Origin of the sequence: Cellvibrio sp. PSBB023, from assembly GCF_002007605.1 — a bacterium.
Classification (GTDB): Bacteria; Pseudomonadota; Gammaproteobacteria; order Pseudomonadales; family Cellvibrionaceae; genus Cellvibrio.
This window is the reverse complement of the sequence record NZ_CP019799.1, coordinates 373,442-392,799: the sequence shown is the minus strand read 5'-3', so window position 1 is coordinate 392,799 and position 19,358 is coordinate 373,442. Positions and strand designations below refer to the sequence as shown.

General features: G+C 50.1%; 14 protein-coding genes. 6 read left to right on the top strand and 8 right to left on the bottom strand.

The window, feature by feature from the left end; all coding sequences use genetic code 11:
- Positions 1-291: 291 nt before the first annotated feature.
- Entirely contained in the window at positions 292-3,195 is a 2,904-nt protein-coding gene (locus tag B0D95_RS01785; RefSeq protein ID WP_078042303.1) for an insulinase family protein, read from the bottom strand.
- A gap of 110 nt (positions 3,196-3,305) precedes the next feature.
- The gene (locus tag B0D95_RS01780; RefSeq protein ID WP_305763986.1) at positions 3,306-3,503 is read right to left on the bottom strand and encodes a sulfurtransferase TusA family protein; all 198 of its coding nucleotides are present in this window, start codon (positions 3,501-3,503) and stop codon (positions 3,306-3,308) included.
- A 319-nt stretch (positions 3,504-3,822) separates the two neighbouring features.
- On the opposite strand from B0D95_RS01780, the gene B0D95_RS01775 reads away from it, so the two are divergent.
- Complete coding sequence (locus B0D95_RS01775; protein WP_078042301.1) at positions 3,823-5,307, top strand: M48 family metalloprotease; 1,485 nt, start codon at positions 3,823-3,825, stop codon at positions 5,305-5,307.
- A gap of 41 nt (positions 5,308-5,348) precedes the next feature.
- On the opposite strand, the gene B0D95_RS01770 is transcribed toward B0D95_RS01775, so the two are convergent.
- From B0D95_RS01770 to B0D95_RS01760, 3 genes are all read right to left on the bottom strand, one after another.
- Positions 5,349-7,934, bottom strand: a complete 2,586-nt coding sequence (locus B0D95_RS01770; RefSeq protein WP_078042300.1) for an EAL domain-containing protein — start codon at positions 7,932-7,934, stop codon at positions 5,349-5,351.
- A 208-nt stretch (positions 7,935-8,142) separates the two neighbouring features.
- Complete coding sequence (locus B0D95_RS01765) at positions 8,143-8,361, bottom strand: SlyX family protein (RefSeq protein ID WP_078042299.1); 219 nt, start codon at positions 8,359-8,361, stop codon at positions 8,143-8,145.
- A gap of 1 nt (position 8,362) precedes the next feature.
- A complete protein-coding gene (locus B0D95_RS01760; protein WP_078042298.1) occupies positions 8,363-9,547 on the bottom strand; it encodes a serine hydrolase domain-containing protein in 1,185 nt (394 codons plus the stop codon).
- Between the two features lie 101 nt (positions 9,548-9,648).
- Here B0D95_RS01760 and yciH point away from each other — a divergent pair, with 101 nt between their 5' ends.
- The 5 genes from yciH to B0D95_RS01735 all read left to right on the top strand — a co-directional run bounded on the left by yciH (position 9,649) and on the right by B0D95_RS01735 (position 13,917).
- Positions 9,649-9,978: a stress response translation initiation inhibitor YciH gene (yciH, locus tag B0D95_RS01755; protein ID WP_078042297.1), complete on the top strand. Its 330-nt coding sequence runs from the start codon at positions 9,649-9,651 to the stop codon at positions 9,976-9,978.
- Position 9,979: 1 nt separating this feature from the next.
- Complete coding sequence (locus B0D95_RS01750; RefSeq protein ID WP_078042296.1) at positions 9,980-10,201, top strand: DUF3820 family protein; 222 nt, start codon at positions 9,980-9,982, stop codon at positions 10,199-10,201.
- A gap of 102 nt (positions 10,202-10,303) precedes the next feature.
- Complete coding sequence (locus tag B0D95_RS01745; protein ID WP_078042295.1) at positions 10,304-10,840, top strand: energy transducer TonB; 537 nt, start codon at positions 10,304-10,306, stop codon at positions 10,838-10,840.
- A gap of 168 nt (positions 10,841-11,008) precedes the next feature.
- Complete coding sequence (locus tag B0D95_RS01740) at positions 11,009-11,335, top strand: rhodanese-like domain-containing protein (protein WP_170941701.1); 327 nt, start codon at positions 11,009-11,011, stop codon at positions 11,333-11,335.
- A gap of 167 nt (positions 11,336-11,502) precedes the next feature.
- A complete protein-coding gene (locus B0D95_RS01735; protein WP_246841779.1) occupies positions 11,503-13,917 on the top strand; it encodes a YgiQ family radical SAM protein in 2,415 nt (804 codons plus the stop codon).
- A 71-nt stretch (positions 13,918-13,988) separates the two neighbouring features.
- On the opposite strand, the gene B0D95_RS01730 is transcribed toward B0D95_RS01735, so the two are convergent.
- From B0D95_RS01730 to dnaE, 3 genes are all read right to left on the bottom strand, one after another.
- A complete protein-coding gene (locus B0D95_RS01730) occupies positions 13,989-14,936 on the bottom strand; it encodes an acetyl-CoA carboxylase carboxyltransferase subunit alpha (RefSeq protein WP_078042293.1) in 948 nt (315 codons plus the stop codon).
- A 296-nt stretch (positions 14,937-15,232) separates the two neighbouring features.
- Positions 15,233-15,688 carry a CBS domain-containing protein gene (locus B0D95_RS01725; RefSeq protein ID WP_078042292.1) on the bottom strand — a complete coding sequence of 152 codons (456 nt, stop codon included), beginning with the start codon at positions 15,686-15,688 and terminating at the stop codon, positions 15,233-15,235.
- A gap of 136 nt (positions 15,689-15,824) precedes the next feature.
- The gene (gene dnaE, locus B0D95_RS01720; RefSeq protein ID WP_078042291.1) at positions 15,825-19,358 is read right to left on the bottom strand and encodes a DNA polymerase III subunit alpha; all 3,534 of its coding nucleotides are present in this window, start codon (positions 19,356-19,358) and stop codon (positions 15,825-15,827) included.

Below are 19,358 nucleotides of genomic sequence, written 5' to 3'. Positions count from 1 at the left end.
ATCCACGAATTCTTGCATAAGTGTGAATTTTTTACCAGCCCTAGCCAATACGGTAACACTCTGGAGGGGCACAACTTTAGTGCACAGATCGCTGTACCGAGCGCTTTAGGCAAGGCTATGCCACTAAAAAACACGCGATCGAAACAGGGATCGCATTATTACCCAAGGTGCGCAATTCACCAAGCGATAAACAGTAAAAAAAATGATAATTTTTAGGGCTATAAATCACTGCAAAAACGCACAAAAAAGCAGCATAAATGGTTATTAAAAATGCAGCGCTGGCACCATTCACTAAGGCTGCGCAAGCCTGCCCATTTGGTTTTTGTAAGCGGATAAATCCTGAATTTCAGTAAAGCCATCGCGCGCATCCAGCGCGTCAGAGGTTAGCCACAGCCGTCTGTTTTTATCTAAAAAGATTGTTTTATAAAAATGATTCAGCGATTCCGGGGTGATGTTGGCAACCGCTGCTATCAATGCCTCACGACGCAAAAAATCTTCATCGTGTGTGGTAATGGAATTCCAGTAGCGCTCCGATTGCTCTTTTAATGAGCGCGCCGGTTCTTGCAGCTTTTTAATCAATGACTGCTGGTTCAATTCAAGGTTGTCCGCAATCACTGAAGCCTGTGCGTCCAACAACGAATCTATTTCTTTGATCACCCGCGCCTCATCCGTTGCAGGCGATTGCACTACCAGCAAACTGTTTTCAAGGTTTAGCAGCGGTACAGACAAGGCGGCAACTATATAGCCCAATTGTTTTTCTGTGCGCAATTGATGGTAAAACGCTGGCTGCAATAATTGTCTCACCAACATCATATGCGCTGTGTCGTCCACAGAGGGCGATGGACTTTGAATGAAGAGCTCAACAATATTGTCGTTGTGATCCAACGAATGCGTGTAGAGCCACGGTTTGGCTGTGCCTGAAGGCAACATCAACAACACTCCCGGTGGCATCTCCCGCCCGGCGCGGCGGGTTAATAATTCATGTTCAACTAGCACTGCCAATTTCAACGCTTCTGCGCGGAAATAATTTCCATAAAACAGTGCATCGGCTTTCGCATCAATTAATTGGCGATTGGCAAACTGATTAAATTGTTCAAAGTTTTTCCCTTCTAATGCCGCAATTAATTCGGCGTTGGACCACGCGGGGATCATTTGCAGTGGACCGATTTGTTTTGCCAATACCTGGTAAGGCATATCTTTATTTTGATTGCGCCAAGTGCGCAGTAAATTTTCTTTTAACAAGGTGAAGCGATCTTCTTTAAATTGCACTGCGCTCATGGCGGTCATAATACGGTTCATCAACATTCCCTGACGCCCCGAATAACCAAAGATACCCAGATCATAGCCGCGCCCATTGGCGGTCAAGGTAAAATCAATACCAGCAAGGCGAGCGGGATAGGCAAATTCATTGAGCTGATCGGTAATCAGCGCGGCAAATAATTGCGCTTGTGCAGCCCCCTCGACATTTGCGGCAACCAGGGGAGATTTAATCCGCAAACTAATTTGCGCGCGCGGTTGCTTGAATTCCTGATCCTGCGCAAACCAGACACGCATATTGTTGTTGCGATAAATCACTTTGGGTTTGACATCCGCCTCGGCGCCACGCTGTTCAAGCATTGATCCAGCTTTTACCGACAAGCGCTTGGGGATAAACATGTTTTTTTCCGGCAGGAACAATTCCTGACGTACAGTCGGCTTTAATTCGAGAATTTCAGGAATACCGGCCCGTAAGGTGAAAGGGGCAGCGTACAGTTTGGTAACACGATAAGGCTCAACAGTGGGCGCTACCATCACCAACAGAACATTGTTGCTATTCAAAAATGATAGGCTTTTTTCAATCAGGCTTGAATCAAAATCGGCATAGAGAAAATCGCCACGCAAAATATCCAACGGCTCGTATTTACTCATTTTTTGCGCGAGAGAACTGACGGTCTCCATGGGGACGCGCTTTTCCTGAAAATGAAAATCCAGATCCGCCAATTGCTGCAACTCACTGTAGCGCCAGGCGGATGAACCCCGTGCACGGAGTTGTTCGATGCAGTGGAAAACCAACGAGACAATTTGATCCCGCGCACGAACACCCTGCGGCGTTAGCTGTATCCCTAACTGAAACACGGCATCGCTGCGGCTATGCAAGGTAGTACCTGCATAGACACTGTCCGCCCAGCCCAACCGCTTCAAGAGTGATAGCAGGCTACCGCGGCCTTCATGGCCAAGTAGATAGGCGATATAGGTGTAGGGCTTTTTACGGTAGAACTGATCCGGATTGGGAATGGGAAAATTAAACGTCAACTGACGCAATTCTTTTTCCGGTTTAATCTCAAGGCTCGCGGGCAAATCAAGCGGATTAAACAGAGGGGGGTATTTGGCAGACAGCGTGATATCGCGCTTGGGCACAGCACTGAAACCTTCACGCACCATTGCTTCCAAGGCATTCAGCGGCTCGCGCCCCAAAACCACCAAACTCATCAGGTGCGAGGAGTAGTGCTGGTCATAGAATGCAATCATATCCTCGCGTACCGAGCGCCCTTCCCTATCAACCAGGGTTGCCAGGTTGCCCACCGTAAACTTGGCACTGGGGTGCGCGGGGTTCATCAATTCGCGGTAGACATCCCACTCGCGGCGTGAGTCATCATTTAATTTGGCAAGGTATTCGGAGTGCACGGCATTGCGCTCACGCTCCACATACTCCGCTGAAAATAGCGGTGCGACAAAAAATTGCGCAAACCGGTCTAATGCTGGCGCCAGTTCGTCCTTATCAATTTCAAAAAAATAGTTGGTGTTTTCGGCAGCGGTAAAAGCATTAAATCGCCCACCATGCTGGGAAATAAATTCCTGATACTCGCCAGCATGAGGGTATTTTTCCGTTCCCAGGAACAACATGTGCTCCAGGAAATGTGCAAGCCCCAATCGGTCAGGGGGATTTTGATTGGCGCCTACCTGTACATCGAGCGCAGCAGCGGCTTTTTCGGTGGCAGGATCAGAGATCAACAACACGCGCAATTGGTTATCCAAAATCAAATAGCGGTAATTGCGTTTGTCATTTTCGCTTTTGACAATAGCCAGCGGGCTGTATCCGGCTTTTGGTAAATCGTCAAATTGCGCCCATAGCGGCTGGCTGGTCAGCCCCAGGAAAAACGCCAACAACAGCGAGAGGCAAGCTCCCGGATTGATTTGATAACACAATATCGGCATAACACACTCACTTCAGCATTTGCAGTCAGCGACAAGGTCTGACATGCAGTGATCGCTGCGCGGTAAGCGCGAGCGGATCAGTATCCAGTGTACTCGTCAGGCGGCACCATTCATGGCGATGATACAAGCGGCTTTCTCAGCAGGTAGCAATACACCCCGTCGCGCGCCTCATGCGCCACCAATTCAATACCGCTAATTGATGCATAAGCCTGAAAATCGCGCACCGATCCCGCATCGGTAGCCAGCACCCTCAACACCGCTGCAGGCGGCAAGTCACGCAAGGCCTGCTTGGCTTTTAACAAGGGCATGGGGCAACGCAGCCCTTTGGCATCCAGTTCAACATCCACACTCAGCGTAAAACAATCGGCGACATGATTCAAAACGCGATACTCTCATTGCTATAGGACCTTTCTTTTACCTCTGCCAACGCGACCCACATACTGTGTTGCGCGCCTTGAGGGCGGTATTCGGGCAAGATTTTCGCCAAACAGACGAACCTGCACCGCCAAAGAATGTCTCAAAAGGTTGCTAACCTATTCTTTAAGCGCCAAAAAGGCTAGAGTTGCGCCCTATTTTTTTGCCCACTTGATGCACTCAAATCATCGACTTCAGGAGCCGATAATCACCGTGTCCACGCTTTTTAAACGCATTCTTACCCTGGCGACCCAGCGCGTACTTGCGCCGCTTGGGCTGGCATCGCTACTGGTTTCCAGCCTGTTGGTGAACCCCTATGCCAGCCATGCCGAGATCGAATTACCTAACTTGGGCGACACCAGCTCCATCATGATCTCACCGGTGCAGGAGAAAATTCTGGGGCAGCGCTGGCTCAGGGCCTACCGCAGCCAGGTGCCAACCTCATCAGACCCCTTGATTATCGATTACCTGGAACAGCTATTTGCCCGCCTGCTGCCCTACAGCCAACTAGATGACAAACGCATCGATCTGGTGGTCGCACAGAATAATACGCTCAATGCCTTTGCGGTTCCTGGCAATATTATTGGTGTGCACACTGGCCTGCTCAATTACGCCAAAACCGAAAACCAACTGGCTGCCGTACTCGCCCACGAAATGGGCCACCTGAGCCAACGGCACTATGCGCGTCGCCTTGAACAGCAAAAGAATATGATGGTTCCCATGCTTGCGGGCATGCTCGCCGGCCTGGTGTTAGCTGCCAACAGCAACAGCGATGCCGGTGTTGCCGCGATTATGGGTACCCAGGCCGCCGCGCAGCAGGCATCTCTGGCATTTAGCCGTCAAAACGAGCAAGAGGCTGACCGCATCGGCATGCAAACCATGGTGCAAGCGGGGTTGGACCCTCACGCTGCGGCGGATATGTTTGAAGAAATGGTACGCGCCAACCGCCTTAACCGCCGACCACCGGAATATTTGCTAACTCACCCGGTGAGCGAGACCCGGGTTGCCGACGCGCGCAATCGCGCCATGCAATACGCACGCAAACCTGCAAGCGATGACCTGGAGTTCCAATTGATGCGCAGTCGTGTGCGGATGGATGCTGAAGAAACGCCACAAATAGCGGCGCGCATGTTTAAAAGTGAGCTGGACCGCGAATCAGCACACCCGGATGCCAGCCGCTATGGCTGGGTATTGGCGCTGACAAGATCGAGCCAGTTTGAGGCGGCGCGTGAGGCGCTGGCACCGCTGCTGGAAAAAGAACCGAATCGCGTTACTTATCAAATCATGCGGGCTGATATTGAAATTGCAGCGGAGCGTTACAAAGCCGGGCTGGACATTATCGAAACCCAATTACAAAAGCACCCCGACAGCTATCCACTGATTATTCGCCATGCCGAAGCCTTGATGAAGGCGGGAATTTACCAGCAGTGCGCCGACATCCTTGATCGCTACTCGCGCAAGCGCAGCAACGATGACTATGTGTGGTATTTACTGGCAGAAGTGAATGGCTTGGCCGGTAACATTTTGGGTGTGCATGAAGCGCGCGCAGAATATTTTATTTTGAACGGCGTTTATGATCGCGCCCAAATCCAGTTGCGCAATGCATTGAAACTGACACAAGGGAATGGCTATCGTACAGCGTTGATTGAAGAGCGCTTGAAATACGTAGAAGCACAAATGCAACAACAGGGTTTCTAATTTGTTAGTCATGTAAATAGTGTTTGCCGGTCAAACAGCCACTATTGCGGCGGCTGTTTGACCCAACCTGATTCAACCAACCACTCATTGGCATTAACCACAGCCATTGGCTTGCCAATAAAAAATCCTTGCGCTTCATCGCAACCCATCTCGCGCAGGCGATTCAACAAGGCCTCATTTTCCACTCCCTCAGCGACAACCATCAAACCAAGGTTATGGGCCAGGTGAATCGTCGAGTTGACGATTAATTCGTCCTGCAAATCGTCAAGCATGGTGCGCACAAAAGAGCTGTCTATTTTCAGTGTTTGCACCGGCAAGCGTTTTAAATAAGCCAGTGATGAATAACCTGTGCCAAAATCATCAATTGCCAGATGCACCCCCAACGCATGCAGCGCATCCAGATTACGTAATGCCCTGGCGGGGTCAGTCATGATTGAGCTTTCGGTAATTTCCAGCTCCAAGCGCGCGGCGGGCAATTTATATTTGAGCAATAAGCGTTCAACCAATTTGGGAATATTGTCATCCATCAAATTGCGCGCCGAGAGATTCACCGCAATGCTTAACGACATGCCCTGATCCTGCCAACTGCGGCACTGCTCAATCGCTTTTTCCAGAACCCAGGCGGTGAGCTGGTGAATCAATGTGGTCAACTCGGCCATGGGAATAAAATCGACGGGCGATACAAACCCCAATTCCGGATGAATCCAGCGAATCAGGGCTTCAAAACCATAACAGCGTTGTTCATCCAGCAAGACTTTGGGCTGGTAATACAAACACAACTGGTTCTCGCGAATAGCACGACCCAACTCGCTGATAATCGATAATCGCTTGGTGGAGTGCGGATCGTATTCTGCACTGTAAATCGCCAGCCCCAACATTTGGCCTTTGGCGTAATACATGGCGATATCCGCATAACGCATTAGTGCGTGCTGGTCTTGTGCCTGATGAGGCGAGATGGAAATACCAATACTGGCGGAAATTTGTGTGGTAAAACCATCCAGATCAAACTCCTGGGATAAAGCATCCAGAAGCCGATGCCCAAATACCACCGCTTGATGGGTGCTGCGAATACGCGGCAAAAACACGGCAAACTCATCCCCTCCCAAGCGTGCCACCGTACCGGGAATTTCCGACATTTCATTGGCCAGGCGCGGGCCAATTAATTGCAACAAATGATCGCCAACATTGTGACCCAGAGTATCGTTAATTTCCTTGAAGCGATCCAGGTCAATTAACAACAAAGCGCTGATTTGTTCCGCACTGCGTTGCTCAAAACAGGTTTGCATATCGGCATAGAGTTTTTCGCGATTGGGCAAAGCCGTGAGTGAATCATGAAAGGATTGGTAACGCAGTTTTTCTTCGTAGCGACGACGCGCGGTAATATCTTTTGTTGTACCCCACACCCGTTTTAGGTAGCCATCTTCCACTATGCCGGTGCAACAAATCTGAAAGTAAAAATTTTTACCACGCGAGTCCTGACGCACTATATCGTGATCCACCATGAGGTAGTGATTTTTCACAAAATAGTGAATATCAAAGACGTAATTTTTTGAGCCGCTGTCAATCAGCCCCGAGCCAATAATCTCATCAAGCGACTCTACACCGAGCATATTGATGAGGACTTTGTTGGCCTCCACCAAACGCGCGCAACGCGCTATTTGCTGTACTTGCTCCTCTAAACCGGCGCAGACCGCAACGGGTGGCTGCATGTCATAGCACCAAATGGCTTCCGAACTATTGGTGATAAATGCTTTGTAACTTGCTTCACTTTCCTGCAGTGCATCCCGTGCACTTTTTTCACGGGATAAATCCTGCAGCTGCACTAGCACCTGCGCAATATTTCCCTGCCGATCCGGTATGGGTAAAAAACTCACGCGAAAATGGATCTGCTTATCGCAAATAAAACGACTGCGATGGATATTGCCAAGGGAATAACTCATCTCCAAGGTGTGTGTACATCCGTGCAAATAAACAGATTGCACTGCCGCAGCCTGCTCCGCATCAGCCTGCAGGTGTTTGTCGCGCAAGATGGAGTAAAAACCAGTGGCCTGCTCTGCCTGACGGTGGGACAAATGAAACAGACGCGCACAAGCATCATTGATGTTGATCAACACGCCCTGTTTATCGGTGATGAAACTGGGAATAGGACTTTCTGCAAATAACCCCGATAAAAACTGCAATGCATATTCATCGCTCGGCTGGGCCAACCAATGGGAGGCCGCGACTATCAACCCTTCAAATACACGGGCATTAACGCCCGGAACCGGCGCTTGTAAACGCCCGACAAAACGCACCACCGTTTCCACCACCTGCTCGCCATCGCTAATGGGAAGGCGCACATCGCACGAACGCAAACGCTGATAGTCCTGATCCTGTGGGTCGGTATTAAACGCTTGCAAAAAAAGGTATCTATCGGCTTTACGGAGATGTTGTAACAGTGCAGAAATATGATTCAGGGGAACAAAAAACGCGGCGAGGGAATTGAGGTGTTGCGCGGTAACTTGTAGTTCACCACTCAACACATCCATGCACCAAGGGGCGGTAGTGGCAGCATCCAATGCATTTTCAAGAGCGGGATTGGCCGACAATAAGATGGCCGGATTACCCGATGGATTGGAATGCTGCATGGTGAATAAAATCGCTCCTGTTATCTAAAAAAATGCGTGTCGATGGCAAAGTGTAGACAAGTATTTTTCGACGCGTACAGGAAACAGTCGCGTAAATCGCATTTATTAGCGATAAAGATGTTTAATGCGCCAACAAGATGAATATTGCGCCACTCGAATATAAAAATTCTCTTTTAGAATTTTTATCGCTATTAACTGGCGCCTGAAATCAGTAATGCGGCGGGCGTTCATCCATCACTTCACCATCGCCCTGCGCCGGATTGCGGCTCAACTCGTCCAAGCGCTGCGCAATTAGACGCAGCTGCTGCTTGAGTTGGATCAGCTCGGCATCCTGACGGGCAATCACATCGTTTAACTGCGCCAAGGTATCCTCCTGATAAGCCACGCGGGTTTGGAGTTCAATTAATTGTTCCTGAAAATCAGACATGCTATTGCTCCAACAAGTGATAAGCGCTATCGATCAAACGCACCGCGCGCTCGTCGATCAATAAACTCTGCCCCATACGCTGGGTGACATAGCCAAAACCCAATTGATAATCCGGATCGGCAAACCCAATACAACCGCCGGCACCGGGGTGGCCAAATGCTCGCGCACCACGCCCATAACGGCAATCAGGGCGATCATGCTGGGACAGCATAAATCCATGACTAAAACGCAGTGGCAAACCCAGCACCTGATCCTGTGTAAACGTCTGCTCCGCCCAGCACAGGGGCAAGGTTGCATCTGCAAGGAGGCTATCGCCATTCGCCAATGCGCCATAGATACGCGCCAATGCTGACGCATTCGCATGGGCACCGGCCGCCGGAATTTGTGCACGACGCCATTCCTGCGAATTGGTCGCTGTCATCAAACTAATGGGATTGGAAAAGGCGCGATTGGTGACGCCACGCGGATCGGCCTTCATGATTTTGCCGAGCATCACGCTATCGGCACCCGTTGAAGCAGGCGCAGCTCCCAATGGGCGCTTGAGTGGCCCGGTATCGGCGATCTTATCTAACTGTTCGTCGGGAACACCAAAGTGGCAGCAAATGCCCAAAGGTTCTGCTACTCGCGCCTGAAAATACGTATTGAAGCTGGCATAACCACTGACACGGCGCACCAGTTCGCCCAAAATCCAACCATAAATAAACGGTGAATACCCCTGTGCACTACCCGGCTCCCACCAGCTATGCTCCAGTGCAAGGGCATTGGTCATTTGTGCCCAGTCAAAAATCTGCTCATTGCCTATGTGTTGGTGGAAAGCAGACAAGCCCGCGCGATGACTCATAACCTGCCGGACGCTAATCTCCGCTTTACCTGCCTGCGCAAACTCGGGCCAATAATCGGCGACGGACGCATCCAGTTGGAGTTTCCCCTCAGCCACCAATTGCAATATGCACAGCGCAACCAATCCCTTACCAGCGGAGAAAATATTTACCAGCGTATCGTCCTGCCAGGGTTGATCAACCAATCCCGCCGCTTTATTACTGCGCTGACCGGCCCAGATATTCACCACCAGCTCGCCGCGATACACCAGCGCCAAACCGGCGCCCTCCTCGCCCATTGCGAAATTAGCCTCAAAAGTATCGACAAGCGGCTGCCACTGCGGCAACCATTGGCCATTAATCGTCATAGATAGATCTCTTTAAAACGAATAGTCGGTAAAAAAGTTGCGCGCATTCTACCAGTGCCCGAGGTTAGAATTGGCAGCTTGTTTCCCCGTGAGCAGTTATCATGAGCAAAGATAAAAACTCTCGCCTCGTCTACTCCACCGAGACAGGCCGAATCAAAGAAGAAAAACCCGTTGCTAGCATTCCTCAAGGCGATGGCATAGTACGAATCCGCCGTGAGACCGCCGGTCGCAATGGCAAGGGCGTTACAACTATCACCGGCGTGCCGCTCGATGAAGCTAAACTCAAAGACCTCGCCAAAGCCTTGAAAGTCACCTGTGGCGTTGGCGGCTCTCTCAAAGATGGCATCATAGAAATTCAGGGCGACCAGCGCGACAAACTCAAGGCCGAACTGGAAAAGCGCGGCTTCACCGTCAAACTGGCCGGTGGTTGAGATGGATGAATTTCCCTTTGACCCCCTACTGCTCAAAGAACTGGTCACTACCCCCATGCCCTACGGCAAATATGCAGGCCATGTGATCGCCGATATTCCCGAGCACTATTTGATGTGGATGGCACGTGAAGGCATGCCCAAAGGAAAACTCGGCCAGTTGTTGGGGCTGATGTATGAAATCCGCCTCAATGGGCTGGAGCCTCTATTAAAACCCCTGCGTTAATCTCCACCGGGCACCAAGGGCCCGGGTTGTCTGGCCTGCATTTTGCAATCCCTCTGCTAACGAACCAAAACCGTCGATTTTCTGACAGAGGGGCACTGCACAATGGACAACGAACTGTTTTTACAAATCACCGATACCTCGCTCAAAATTGGCTTGGGCGCGCTGATCGCCGCCGTTACGGCTTGGGTTGTGCTGCGCAAAGCTAATCACCAACCAATGACCAGCCAGCGGGACAACCGCCGCCTGCAGATTTTGGAAGAAGTCTCCACCCAGGTCGGCACAGTAACCCACATATTCGCCAAATATTCGTCACTGGTCGTGGAATCTATCCAATTTGGCGAACGCTGGCCGCAAACACGCCGCGCGGAGCTGGAAGCAGTCAATACCGAATTGGTGGACGAATTTAAAAAACTGGCAGAAGCAGAAGCCAAGTTATTGATGCTAGGCGAAAAAAACCTGGAGCGCAGCCTGCGCTTATACGGCGCCAAGATCGCTGTGTACCGCAAACAGGTTTATGTTGGCCGTAAGGATATTTCGCTGGAACAAATAACCGCGCTCAAAAACACCATCGTTCAGGTGCGCGAGCAGTTTTATGACATGCTCAGCCGCAAATATGACAGATTATTGGCGAATGCATAATCTATAGGCCTTATGCGCCAAAATATTGAACTCAACCCTGAATAAATAACTACGCCCGCCCTGCGGGCGTAGTTATTTATAGGGCTCCACGTTGTTGTTTTGTGTTTTGTACTGCGGGGTTTATGCTATTCCACGCTCATTACTGGCGGATGATAAGGGGAGATTGTTATGCTGCAGCACGTTTATCGTTTCGTTATTACAGGTCTATTACTGCTTATGTCTACTCAAATACTTGCCAGCGACATCTGGATTGATGTGCGCACCACTGAAGAATTCAACGCCGGTCATATCGAAGGGGCAGCCCATATACCCTACGAGGAAATCGCCGCCCGCATCAGTGAAATCACCACCGATAAAAATGCCACCATCCACCTTTACTGCCGTTCCGGCAACCGCTCTGGTATTGCACAACAAACCCTGCAGGCAATGGGGTTTAAAAATGCAATCAATGAAGGCGGCTATGAAGCGCTGTTACAACAACAGGCTAATCAGTAAGCAGCCAAATTAAAGCTGTCTCACCAGCCGCGATTCTGGGACAATAGCGGCTGGTTCAATTCCCCCCGATTGCAGTCCCTATGAATACCGCCAAACATCTTTTTTCCTACCAAAAGCCCAATATCCACAGCCAGGCTAAAACCTACAAGCCCGCGCCCTTTCTACCCATGAGTCGTGCCGAAATGGACAAACTGGGTTGGGATAGCTGCGACATTATTGTCGTCTGCGGCGACGCCTACGTGGATCATCCAAGCTTTGGTATGGCAGTGATTGGCCGGTTTCTCGAATCCCAGGGATTTCGCGTGGGTATCATCGCCCAGCCAGACTGGCGCAGTGCCGAGCCCTTTAAAGCACTGGGCAAACCCAACCTGTTCTTTGGTGTCAGTGCGGGCAACATGGATTCCATGATTAACCGCTATACCTCTGATTTGCGCTTGCGTTCGGATGATGCCTACACACCCGGCGGCCAGGGCGGCAAACGCCCCGACCGTGCCGTCACTGTGTACAGCCAGCGCTGCAAAGAAGCTTATAGAGATGTACCCATTGTGCTGGGCGGAATCGAGGCCAGCTTGCGCCGTATCGCCCAATACGATTATTGGAGCAACGAAGTGCGCCGCTCGGTCCTGATCGATGCGACGGCGGATATTTTGTTATACGGCAATGCCGAGCGCGCGATTGCCGAAGTGGCGCATTCGCTCGCCGCCGGCAAAAGCATCAAAGAGCTGGATAGCATTCGCGGCACAGTTGTTATCAAAAAAGAACCGCCCGCCGGTTGGACTGAAATTGACTCCACACGCATCGACTGGCCAGGCAATATCGATAAATTGCCCAACCCTTATGAATACCAACATAACGCCAAATCTGTTGTGGATGCGGCGCAAACTGATATCAATAATTCGCAAATTGGTTTACGCCAACTCGACCCGGAAACAATGGCGGAACAAATCGCGGCATTGAATCCGGAAGCTGCCGAACAATTAAAGACACAAGGCTGCCCGGCACAAGGAATTGAAAGCGAAAAAGCTTTTGATCCCAATGAGCCGCAACCAATTCGCATCATTCCCATGCCACTGCAAAACCGCAGTGAAATGATGGATGCCGAAAAGGTTTACGTTCGCCTGCCCTCCTTCGACAAAGTGCGCAAAGACCCGATTCTCTATGCACATGCCTCACGAGTTTTGCATCAGGAGGCCAACCCTTACAACGCGCGCCCGATGATTCAAAAGCATGAAAACCGAGAGGTCTGGATTAACCCGCCACCGATTCCACTCGAAACCGATGAGCTGGATGGTGTTTTTGATTTGCCTTACGCACGCGTGCCACATCCAATCTACGGCAAACAAAAAATCCCCGCCTACGACATGATTAAAACCTCAGTGAATATCATGCGTGGGTGTTTTGGCGGCTGCACCTTTTGTTCAATCACCGAGCACGAAGGCCGCATTATCCAAAGCCGTTCGCAGGAATCCATCCTCAAAGAAATTGAAGATATCCGCGATAAAGTGCCAGGTTTTACCGGCCATATTTCGGACCTGGGTGGCCCTACGGCAAATATGTATCGCCTTACCTGTAAAGATATGCCGACGCTCTCCAAGTGCCGTCGCTTGTCGTGTGTGTATCCAACGATTTGTAAAAATTTAACTACCAGCCATAAACACACCACCAATTTGTATCGCGAAGCACGCAAAATTCGCGGTGTTAATAAAGTGTCTGTCGCATCGGGTTTGCGTTACGACTTGGCAGTACTCGATCCCGAATACGTAAAAGAATTGGTGACCCATCATGTGGGCGGTTATTTAAAAATCGCACCGGAACACACAGAAGAAGGTGTGCTTTCGCAAATGATGAAACCGAAAATGAGCAGCTACTACGAATTCAAACGCATGTTTGATAAATTTTCGAAAGAAGCCGGGAAAGAACAATTTTTAATTCCCTACTTCATTGCCGCTCACCCCGGCACGCGCGATGAAGACATGCTCAACCTCGCACTCTGGTTAAAGAAAAACAACTTTGAAGTGGACCAGGTACAAACCTTTTATCCGTCGCCTATGTCATTGGCAACGGCTATGTATGTGAGCGAACGCAATCCGCTGAAAAAGTTAACTTACAAGAGCAGTAAAATTGCTATCCCTCGCGGTTTGGAACAACGCCGCTTGCAAAAAGCGTTGCTGCGTTATCACGATCCTGCCAACTGGCCAATCATTCGCGAAGCCTTGCGCGCTATGCGCAAACCGCACTTGATTGGCAACAGCGCCTCCGCCTTAATACCGGATGAGCAAACTGAAGCGCGCAACAAACCACGCAGCGGGCACAACCCCAATGCGCGTGCGCAGCAGCAAAAACCGCGCGCCGGTAGCGCTGCAAAACCTCATGCAAAACCTCATGCAAAACCGGCCGCAAAAGCTTTTGGCGATAAGTTTGAAAGTGCAAAGAAATTTAATCAGCAACAGACAACACCAGCCAAGCCAAATGCCAAACCGGTTAATGGGCGCAACACGCCAAAAACAGCAGCCAAAGTAAAACCCGCAAGCAACACAGTGAGTAAAAATAGCCGCCCCGGCAAACCCAACAAACCTCGCTAAGGTTCAATGGCCCATAAAAAAACCGCTGATTGATGTCAGCGGTTTTTTCATGGGTCGGGTTGTGTTACGGCTTAGTTGCCGTAACTCATCAGGCGTTGGTAGCGGCGCTCCAACAGAGCATCAATAGGCTCTTTACTCAAGCGATCCACTTGGGCAACCAAACGCTCTTGCAGTTTTTTCGCCATTTCATCCATATTGCGATGAGCGCCACCCAGTGGCTCAGGAATAGTTTCATCCACAATGCCCAAGTCCTGCAGCACTTTAGAAGTAACACCCATTGCTTGAGCTGCCTCTGGCGCTTTGGCAACGGTTTTCCAAATAATGTTGGCGCAACCTTCCGGAGAAATAACAAAGTAGGTGGAGTATTGCAGCATATTGAGCTGGTCACCCACACCAATCGCCAATGCACCACCCGATGAACCTTCGCCGATCACAGTACAAATAATCGGGGTACGCAAGCGTGACATAACTGCCAGGTTTTGCGCGATGGATTCAGAAATGCCGCGCTCTTCTGAATCGATTCCCGGGTAAGCGCCGGGGGTGTCAATCAGGGTCAACACTGGCAGCTTGAAGCGCTCGGCCATTTCCATCAAACGCAAGGCTTTGCGATAACCCTCCGGACGCGGCATACCAAAATTGCGCATGACTTTTTCATGCACAGTGCGGCCTTTCTCTTCACCGATAACCATCACCGGTTTACCATCCAGACGCGCAACACCACCAATAATGGCTGCATCATCACCGAAATGACGGTCGCCATGCAGCTCATCAAACTCGGTAAAAACGCGGGAAATATAGTCCGAGGTATAAGGGCGCAAGGGGTGACGAGCAACCTTTACAATGTCCCAGGCAGTCAGCTTGGAATAGATACTCTCGGTAAGCTTGGTACTCTTTTCACGCAGCTTTGCAACTTCATCGGCGATGTTCACATCAGAACTATTGCCAACCAGTTGTAACTCTTCAATTTTGCCTTCGAGTTCGGCGATGGGCTGTTCAAAATCCAGATAATTCAGATTCATAGCAAGCTCTTGTTCCGGGTAGGAAACTACCATTTTGACGTATAGAGGGAGTGCAACAACCTGAGACTGCGGGCTTTTTAACCAGTTTCCCGGGAGGCACAATTGGGTCGCTACCTTACGCGAAATGGGCGCTTTAGTCGATCTTTTCAGACTAAATTGCAGCGATATTCACAGGTACAGCAGGTATTACAACGCAAGACTGCCTGATAGGCTGTCACCTATATCATCGCGGAATACACCATAAATATCGGGGAAAATGCGTAAATCCAGACGGATAAATTCCGCCTGGAAGCGAATTATTGAATATCTCCAGAGTGGACCGCGAACTCGGGCGAGCTACGCTTGAGGGAAAAATAACTACCGTTATTCTCGCGCAGCGCACTCAGAATGTGGCGGCGATTAATCAAACCAACCAGCTTGCCATGCTCTATGACTGGATAGTTTTTAGGCTTATTGCCCAACATGGTTTCTGCGATTTCCAAAATGCTGGTATCCGGCGTTACGCTGAGTACATCGCGGCGCATGATACGCGCCACACTGTCGGACTCCTCTGCATAAAAGGCACTGTTTAGCATGTCTTTGATGCAATCCTGCTCTGAGACAAAACCGATAACCCTATGCTGCTGATCGACGACAGGAGCACCGGTTACATTCCATTTCAGCAAATGCTCAACCACCTCCCGCACGCTGGCACTCGCTGGAATCGCCTGCACATTGGATTGCATATAATCTTTCACAAGGATCGATAACATAATACTCACCTCCAGACAGGATAAAAAAACCGCCGTTTTACGGTCTCTTTTCTGAGTTTAGTCGGGTGAGATTCCTGCGACAGACAAAAATAACCTAGCAAAGCACGCCTTTAGAATCCTGAAGCTTAACAACCGATTAATAAACCAAACGGACTTTGCCACTGCCATAGGCATCGCGCAGGCGCTGCAGCAATTCATCTTCCGGGCGGATATTCCACTCGCTGCCAAAACGCAATTGAGCACGGGCATCGCTGCGTACGTAATCAACCACAATAGCGCAGCGTGCATCTTGCTGGGGCGACTGGCGATAAGGGTCAAGCATATCGGTTAGGTCGCGGCTGAAACTGGTGGGCAAAATGCCAGACTCCAGCTCCAACCAGAGTTCGCGCACTTTTTCCTGGCGCACATCAGACAACAGGCGAATGTTATCGGCGCTCATTTTCAGCATGCCACTGAAATCGTCGTAACGGACCTGCCCACTCACTACCAACAACCCATCTTTCAATAACACATCACGTGCCGCATTAAAGGCTTCTGCAAATAAGGTGACGTCCATGCGCCCGGTACGATCATCCAGCGTGACAATCGCCATATTGTCGCCGCGTTTGGTTTTCACTACGCGCTGGGAAATTACCAAACCGGAAATGGTCTGGCTGCCTTTTTCGGGTTTAAGATTGGAGATACGCGAACTCACCAAGTGCGTTAATTCACTTTCATATTCATCAATCGGGTGACCGGTCAGGTATAAGCCGAGGGTTTCTTTCTCCGCATTTAAACGCTCCTTCATGGTCCAGGTGCGCACACGTCGGAAATCGGCATAGACATCAGCGTTACTGTCATCACTTGCCATCACCGCACCGAACAAATCCATCATACCGGCGTTGGTATTGGCCATGGCCTGTTCAGCCGTTTTCACTGCCTCGCCCATCGCTGCAAACATGACGGCGCGATCATGATCAATATTGTGTTGCGGAGTATTGGCCGTTGGCCCCAAATTATCTGCCGCACCCGAGCGGATGATCGCTTCCAGTGCGCGCTTGTTTACTTTGCGCGGATCAACACGGGCACAGAAATCAAATAAATCCTTAAAGGGGCCGCCTTCATTGCGCGCCGCAATAATCGATTCAACCGGGCCTTCTCCCAAACCTTTAATCGCACCCAAACCATAAATAATGCGGCCTGCATCATCGACCGTAAAATGAAACTCGCCGGAGTTCACATCCGGTGGCAAGAGCTTCAATTTCATGGTGCGACATTCTTCGATAAAGGTAACCACCTTATCGGTTTTATCCATATCCGAAGACATGGTAGCCGCCATAAAATGCGCCGGGTAATGTGCTTTTAGCCAAGCAGTTTGATAGGAAACAATCGCGTAGGCGGCGGAGTGGGATTTGTTAAAACCGTAACCGGCAAACTTTTCCACCAGGTCGAAAATTTTAATAGCCAGATCAGGATCAACGCCCTGATTCTTCGCACCCTCCTCAAACACCGCGCGCTGTTTGGCCATTTCCTCCGGCTTTTTCTTACCCATTGCACGACGCAACATATCCGCACCGCCGAGGGTGTAGCCAGCAAGCACCTGTGCAATTTGCATTACCTGTTCCTGATAAACGATAACGCCATAGGTTGGCTCAAGTACCGGTTTCAAACTTTGGTGCTGGAATTTTGCATCGGGATAAGCAACTTGTGCGCGGCCGTGCTTACGGTTGATAAAGTCATCCACCATGCCCGATTCCAAGGGGCCGGGGCGGAATAGTGCTACCAATGCGATGAGGTCTTCGATGTTGTCCGGCTGTAAGCGTTTGATCAAATCTTTCATGCCGCGCGATTCAAGCTGGAATACCGCGGTAGTTTCTGCGCGCTTTAACAAGCCAAATGTTTTGGGATCATCAAGCGGAATGGCGCTGATATCCAGCGGCGCTTCGCCTTTTTTAAGGCGCTGCTTATCGATCATAATGCGCGCCCAGTCGATAATCGTGAGCGTACGCAAACCGAGGAAGTCAAACTTCACTAAGCCCGCTTCTTCTACGTCGCCTTTATCGAATTGGGTAACCAAACCGCCGCCGGTTTCATCACAATACAGCGGCGAGAAATCCGTGAGTTTGGTAGGCGCAATAACAACACCTCCGGCGTGTTTACCGACGTTACGCGTCAAACCTTCAAGCTGAACTGCCATTTCCCAAATTTCGCCAGCATCGCCATCTATCTCAATAAATTCTTTGAGTTGTGGCTCTTCTTGTAATGCCTGTGCCAGCGTCATCCCCGGTGTGGGTGGAATCATTTTGGAAAGCTTATCGGCAAGGCCGTAGGATTTTCCCTGCACCCGCGCCACATCGCGCACTACCGCTTTTGCGGCCATGGTACCGAAGGTAATAATCTGGCTTACCGCATCGCGGCCGTAATTATCGGCAACATAAGAAATTACTTTATCGCGATTATCCATGCAAAAATCGATATCGAAGTCCGGCATGGAAACCCGCTCAGGGTTTAGAAAACGTTCGAACAGCAAATCGTATTCCAGCGGATCAAGATCAGTAATTTTTAATGAGTAAGCAACCAGCGAACCCGCACCCGAACCACGACCCGGACCAACGGGAATATCGTGATCCTTCGCCCACTGGATAAAGTCCATTACAATCAAGAAGTAACCAGGGAAGCCCATCTGGTTAATAATATCTAACTCAAAATTCAAACGATCTTCATAGATCTTACGCTGCTCCGAATAATCGGCTTCGCTTTTATCCAGGATACGCTCCAACCGCTGATCCAATCCTTCGTGGGAAATTTTGCGAAAAAATTCCGCCTCGGTCATGCCTTCCGGTACAGGGTATTCCGGCAAGAAATACTTGCCCATTTGAATAGTAATAGTGCAACGTTTAGCAATTTCGACGGTATTGGTGATGGCCTCAGGAATATCACTGAATAACTCTGTCATTTCCTCAGCCGAGCGCAAGTATTGCTGATCACTGTAGCGGCGCTCGCGGCGCGGGTCATCCAGTGTTCGACCCTCACTGATGCACACACGTGCTTCATGCACTTCAAATTCACTGGCTTTTAAAAAGCGAACATCATTCGTTGCAACTACAGGACAATTCATTTCTGTGGCGAGTGCCACCGCCGCATGCAAATGATTTTCATCGTTCTCGCGACCTGTGCGTTGTAGCTCCAAATAAAAGCGGCCGGGGAAATCCTGCATCCACCCCTGCAGCAATTCCTCCGCTTGTGCTGCACGCCCGCCCAACAACGCCATTCCAATATCGCCAACTTTTCCGCCCGATAAGGCAATCACACCGTCACTGAACTCACTGATCCACTCGCGCTGCAAATAGGCCACGCCCTGCTGCTGGCCCTGACGCCATGCGCGCGAAATCAACTCAATAATATTTTTATAGCCCTTATCATTCATGGCCAGCAAGGTAATTAGTGTTGGCTTGCCTTCACTATCGGTACTGGCAATCCAAAAATCACTGCCAGCAATCGGTTTGATACCTGCGCCCTGCGCCGCTTTGTAAAATTTTATCAGGCCATAAAAATTTGTCTGATCGGTAATAGCACAGGCGGGCATGTTTAATTCTGCCACCCGTTTAACCAATGATTTGATGCGCACCAAACTATCGCTTAGCGAAAACTCTGTGTGTAAACGCAAATGAACAAAATTTGCTGCAGGCAT

What these genes read in the sequence shown, in the direction of transcription:
- B0D95_RS01785 (WP_078042303.1), bottom strand. Translation starts at nt 3,195, where the DNA reads ATGCCGATATTGTGTTATCAAATCAATCCGGGAGCTTGCCTCTCGCTG.
- B0D95_RS01780 (WP_305763986.1), bottom strand. Translation starts at nt 3,503, where the DNA reads ATGCCCTTGTTAAAAGCCAAGCAGGCCTTGCGTGACTTGCCGCCTGCA.
- B0D95_RS01770 (WP_078042300.1), bottom strand. Translation starts at nt 7,934, where the DNA reads ATGCAGCATTCCAATCCATCGGGTAATCCGGCCATCTTATTGTCGGCC.
- B0D95_RS01765 (WP_078042299.1), bottom strand. Translation starts at nt 8,361, where the DNA reads ATGTCTGATTTTCAGGAACAATTAATTGAACTCCAAACCCGCGTGGCT.
- B0D95_RS01760 (WP_078042298.1), bottom strand. Translation starts at nt 9,547, where the DNA reads ATGACGATTAATGGCCAATGGTTGCCGCAGTGGCAGCCGCTTGTCGAT.
- yciH (WP_078042297.1), top strand. Translation starts at nt 9,649, where the DNA reads ATGAGCAAAGATAAAAACTCTCGCCTCGTCTACTCCACCGAGACAGGC.
- B0D95_RS01750 (WP_078042296.1), top strand. Translation starts at nt 9,980, where the DNA reads ATGGATGAATTTCCCTTTGACCCCCTACTGCTCAAAGAACTGGTCACT.
- B0D95_RS01745 (WP_078042295.1), top strand. Translation starts at nt 10,304, where the DNA reads ATGGACAACGAACTGTTTTTACAAATCACCGATACCTCGCTCAAAATT.
- B0D95_RS01740 (WP_170941701.1), top strand. Translation starts at nt 11,009, where the DNA reads ATGCTGCAGCACGTTTATCGTTTCGTTATTACAGGTCTATTACTGCTT.
- B0D95_RS01735 (WP_246841779.1), top strand. Translation starts at nt 11,503, where the DNA reads ATGAGTCGTGCCGAAATGGACAAACTGGGTTGGGATAGCTGCGACATT.
- B0D95_RS01730 (WP_078042293.1), bottom strand. Translation starts at nt 14,936, where the DNA reads ATGAATCTGAATTATCTGGATTTTGAACAGCCCATCGCCGAACTCGAA.
- B0D95_RS01725 (WP_078042292.1), bottom strand. Translation starts at nt 15,688, where the DNA reads ATGTTATCGATCCTTGTGAAAGATTATATGCAATCCAATGTGCAGGCG.
- dnaE (WP_078042291.1), bottom strand. Translation starts at nt 19,358, where the DNA reads ATGCCTGCAGCAAATTTTGTTCATTTGCGTTTACACACAGAGTTTTCG.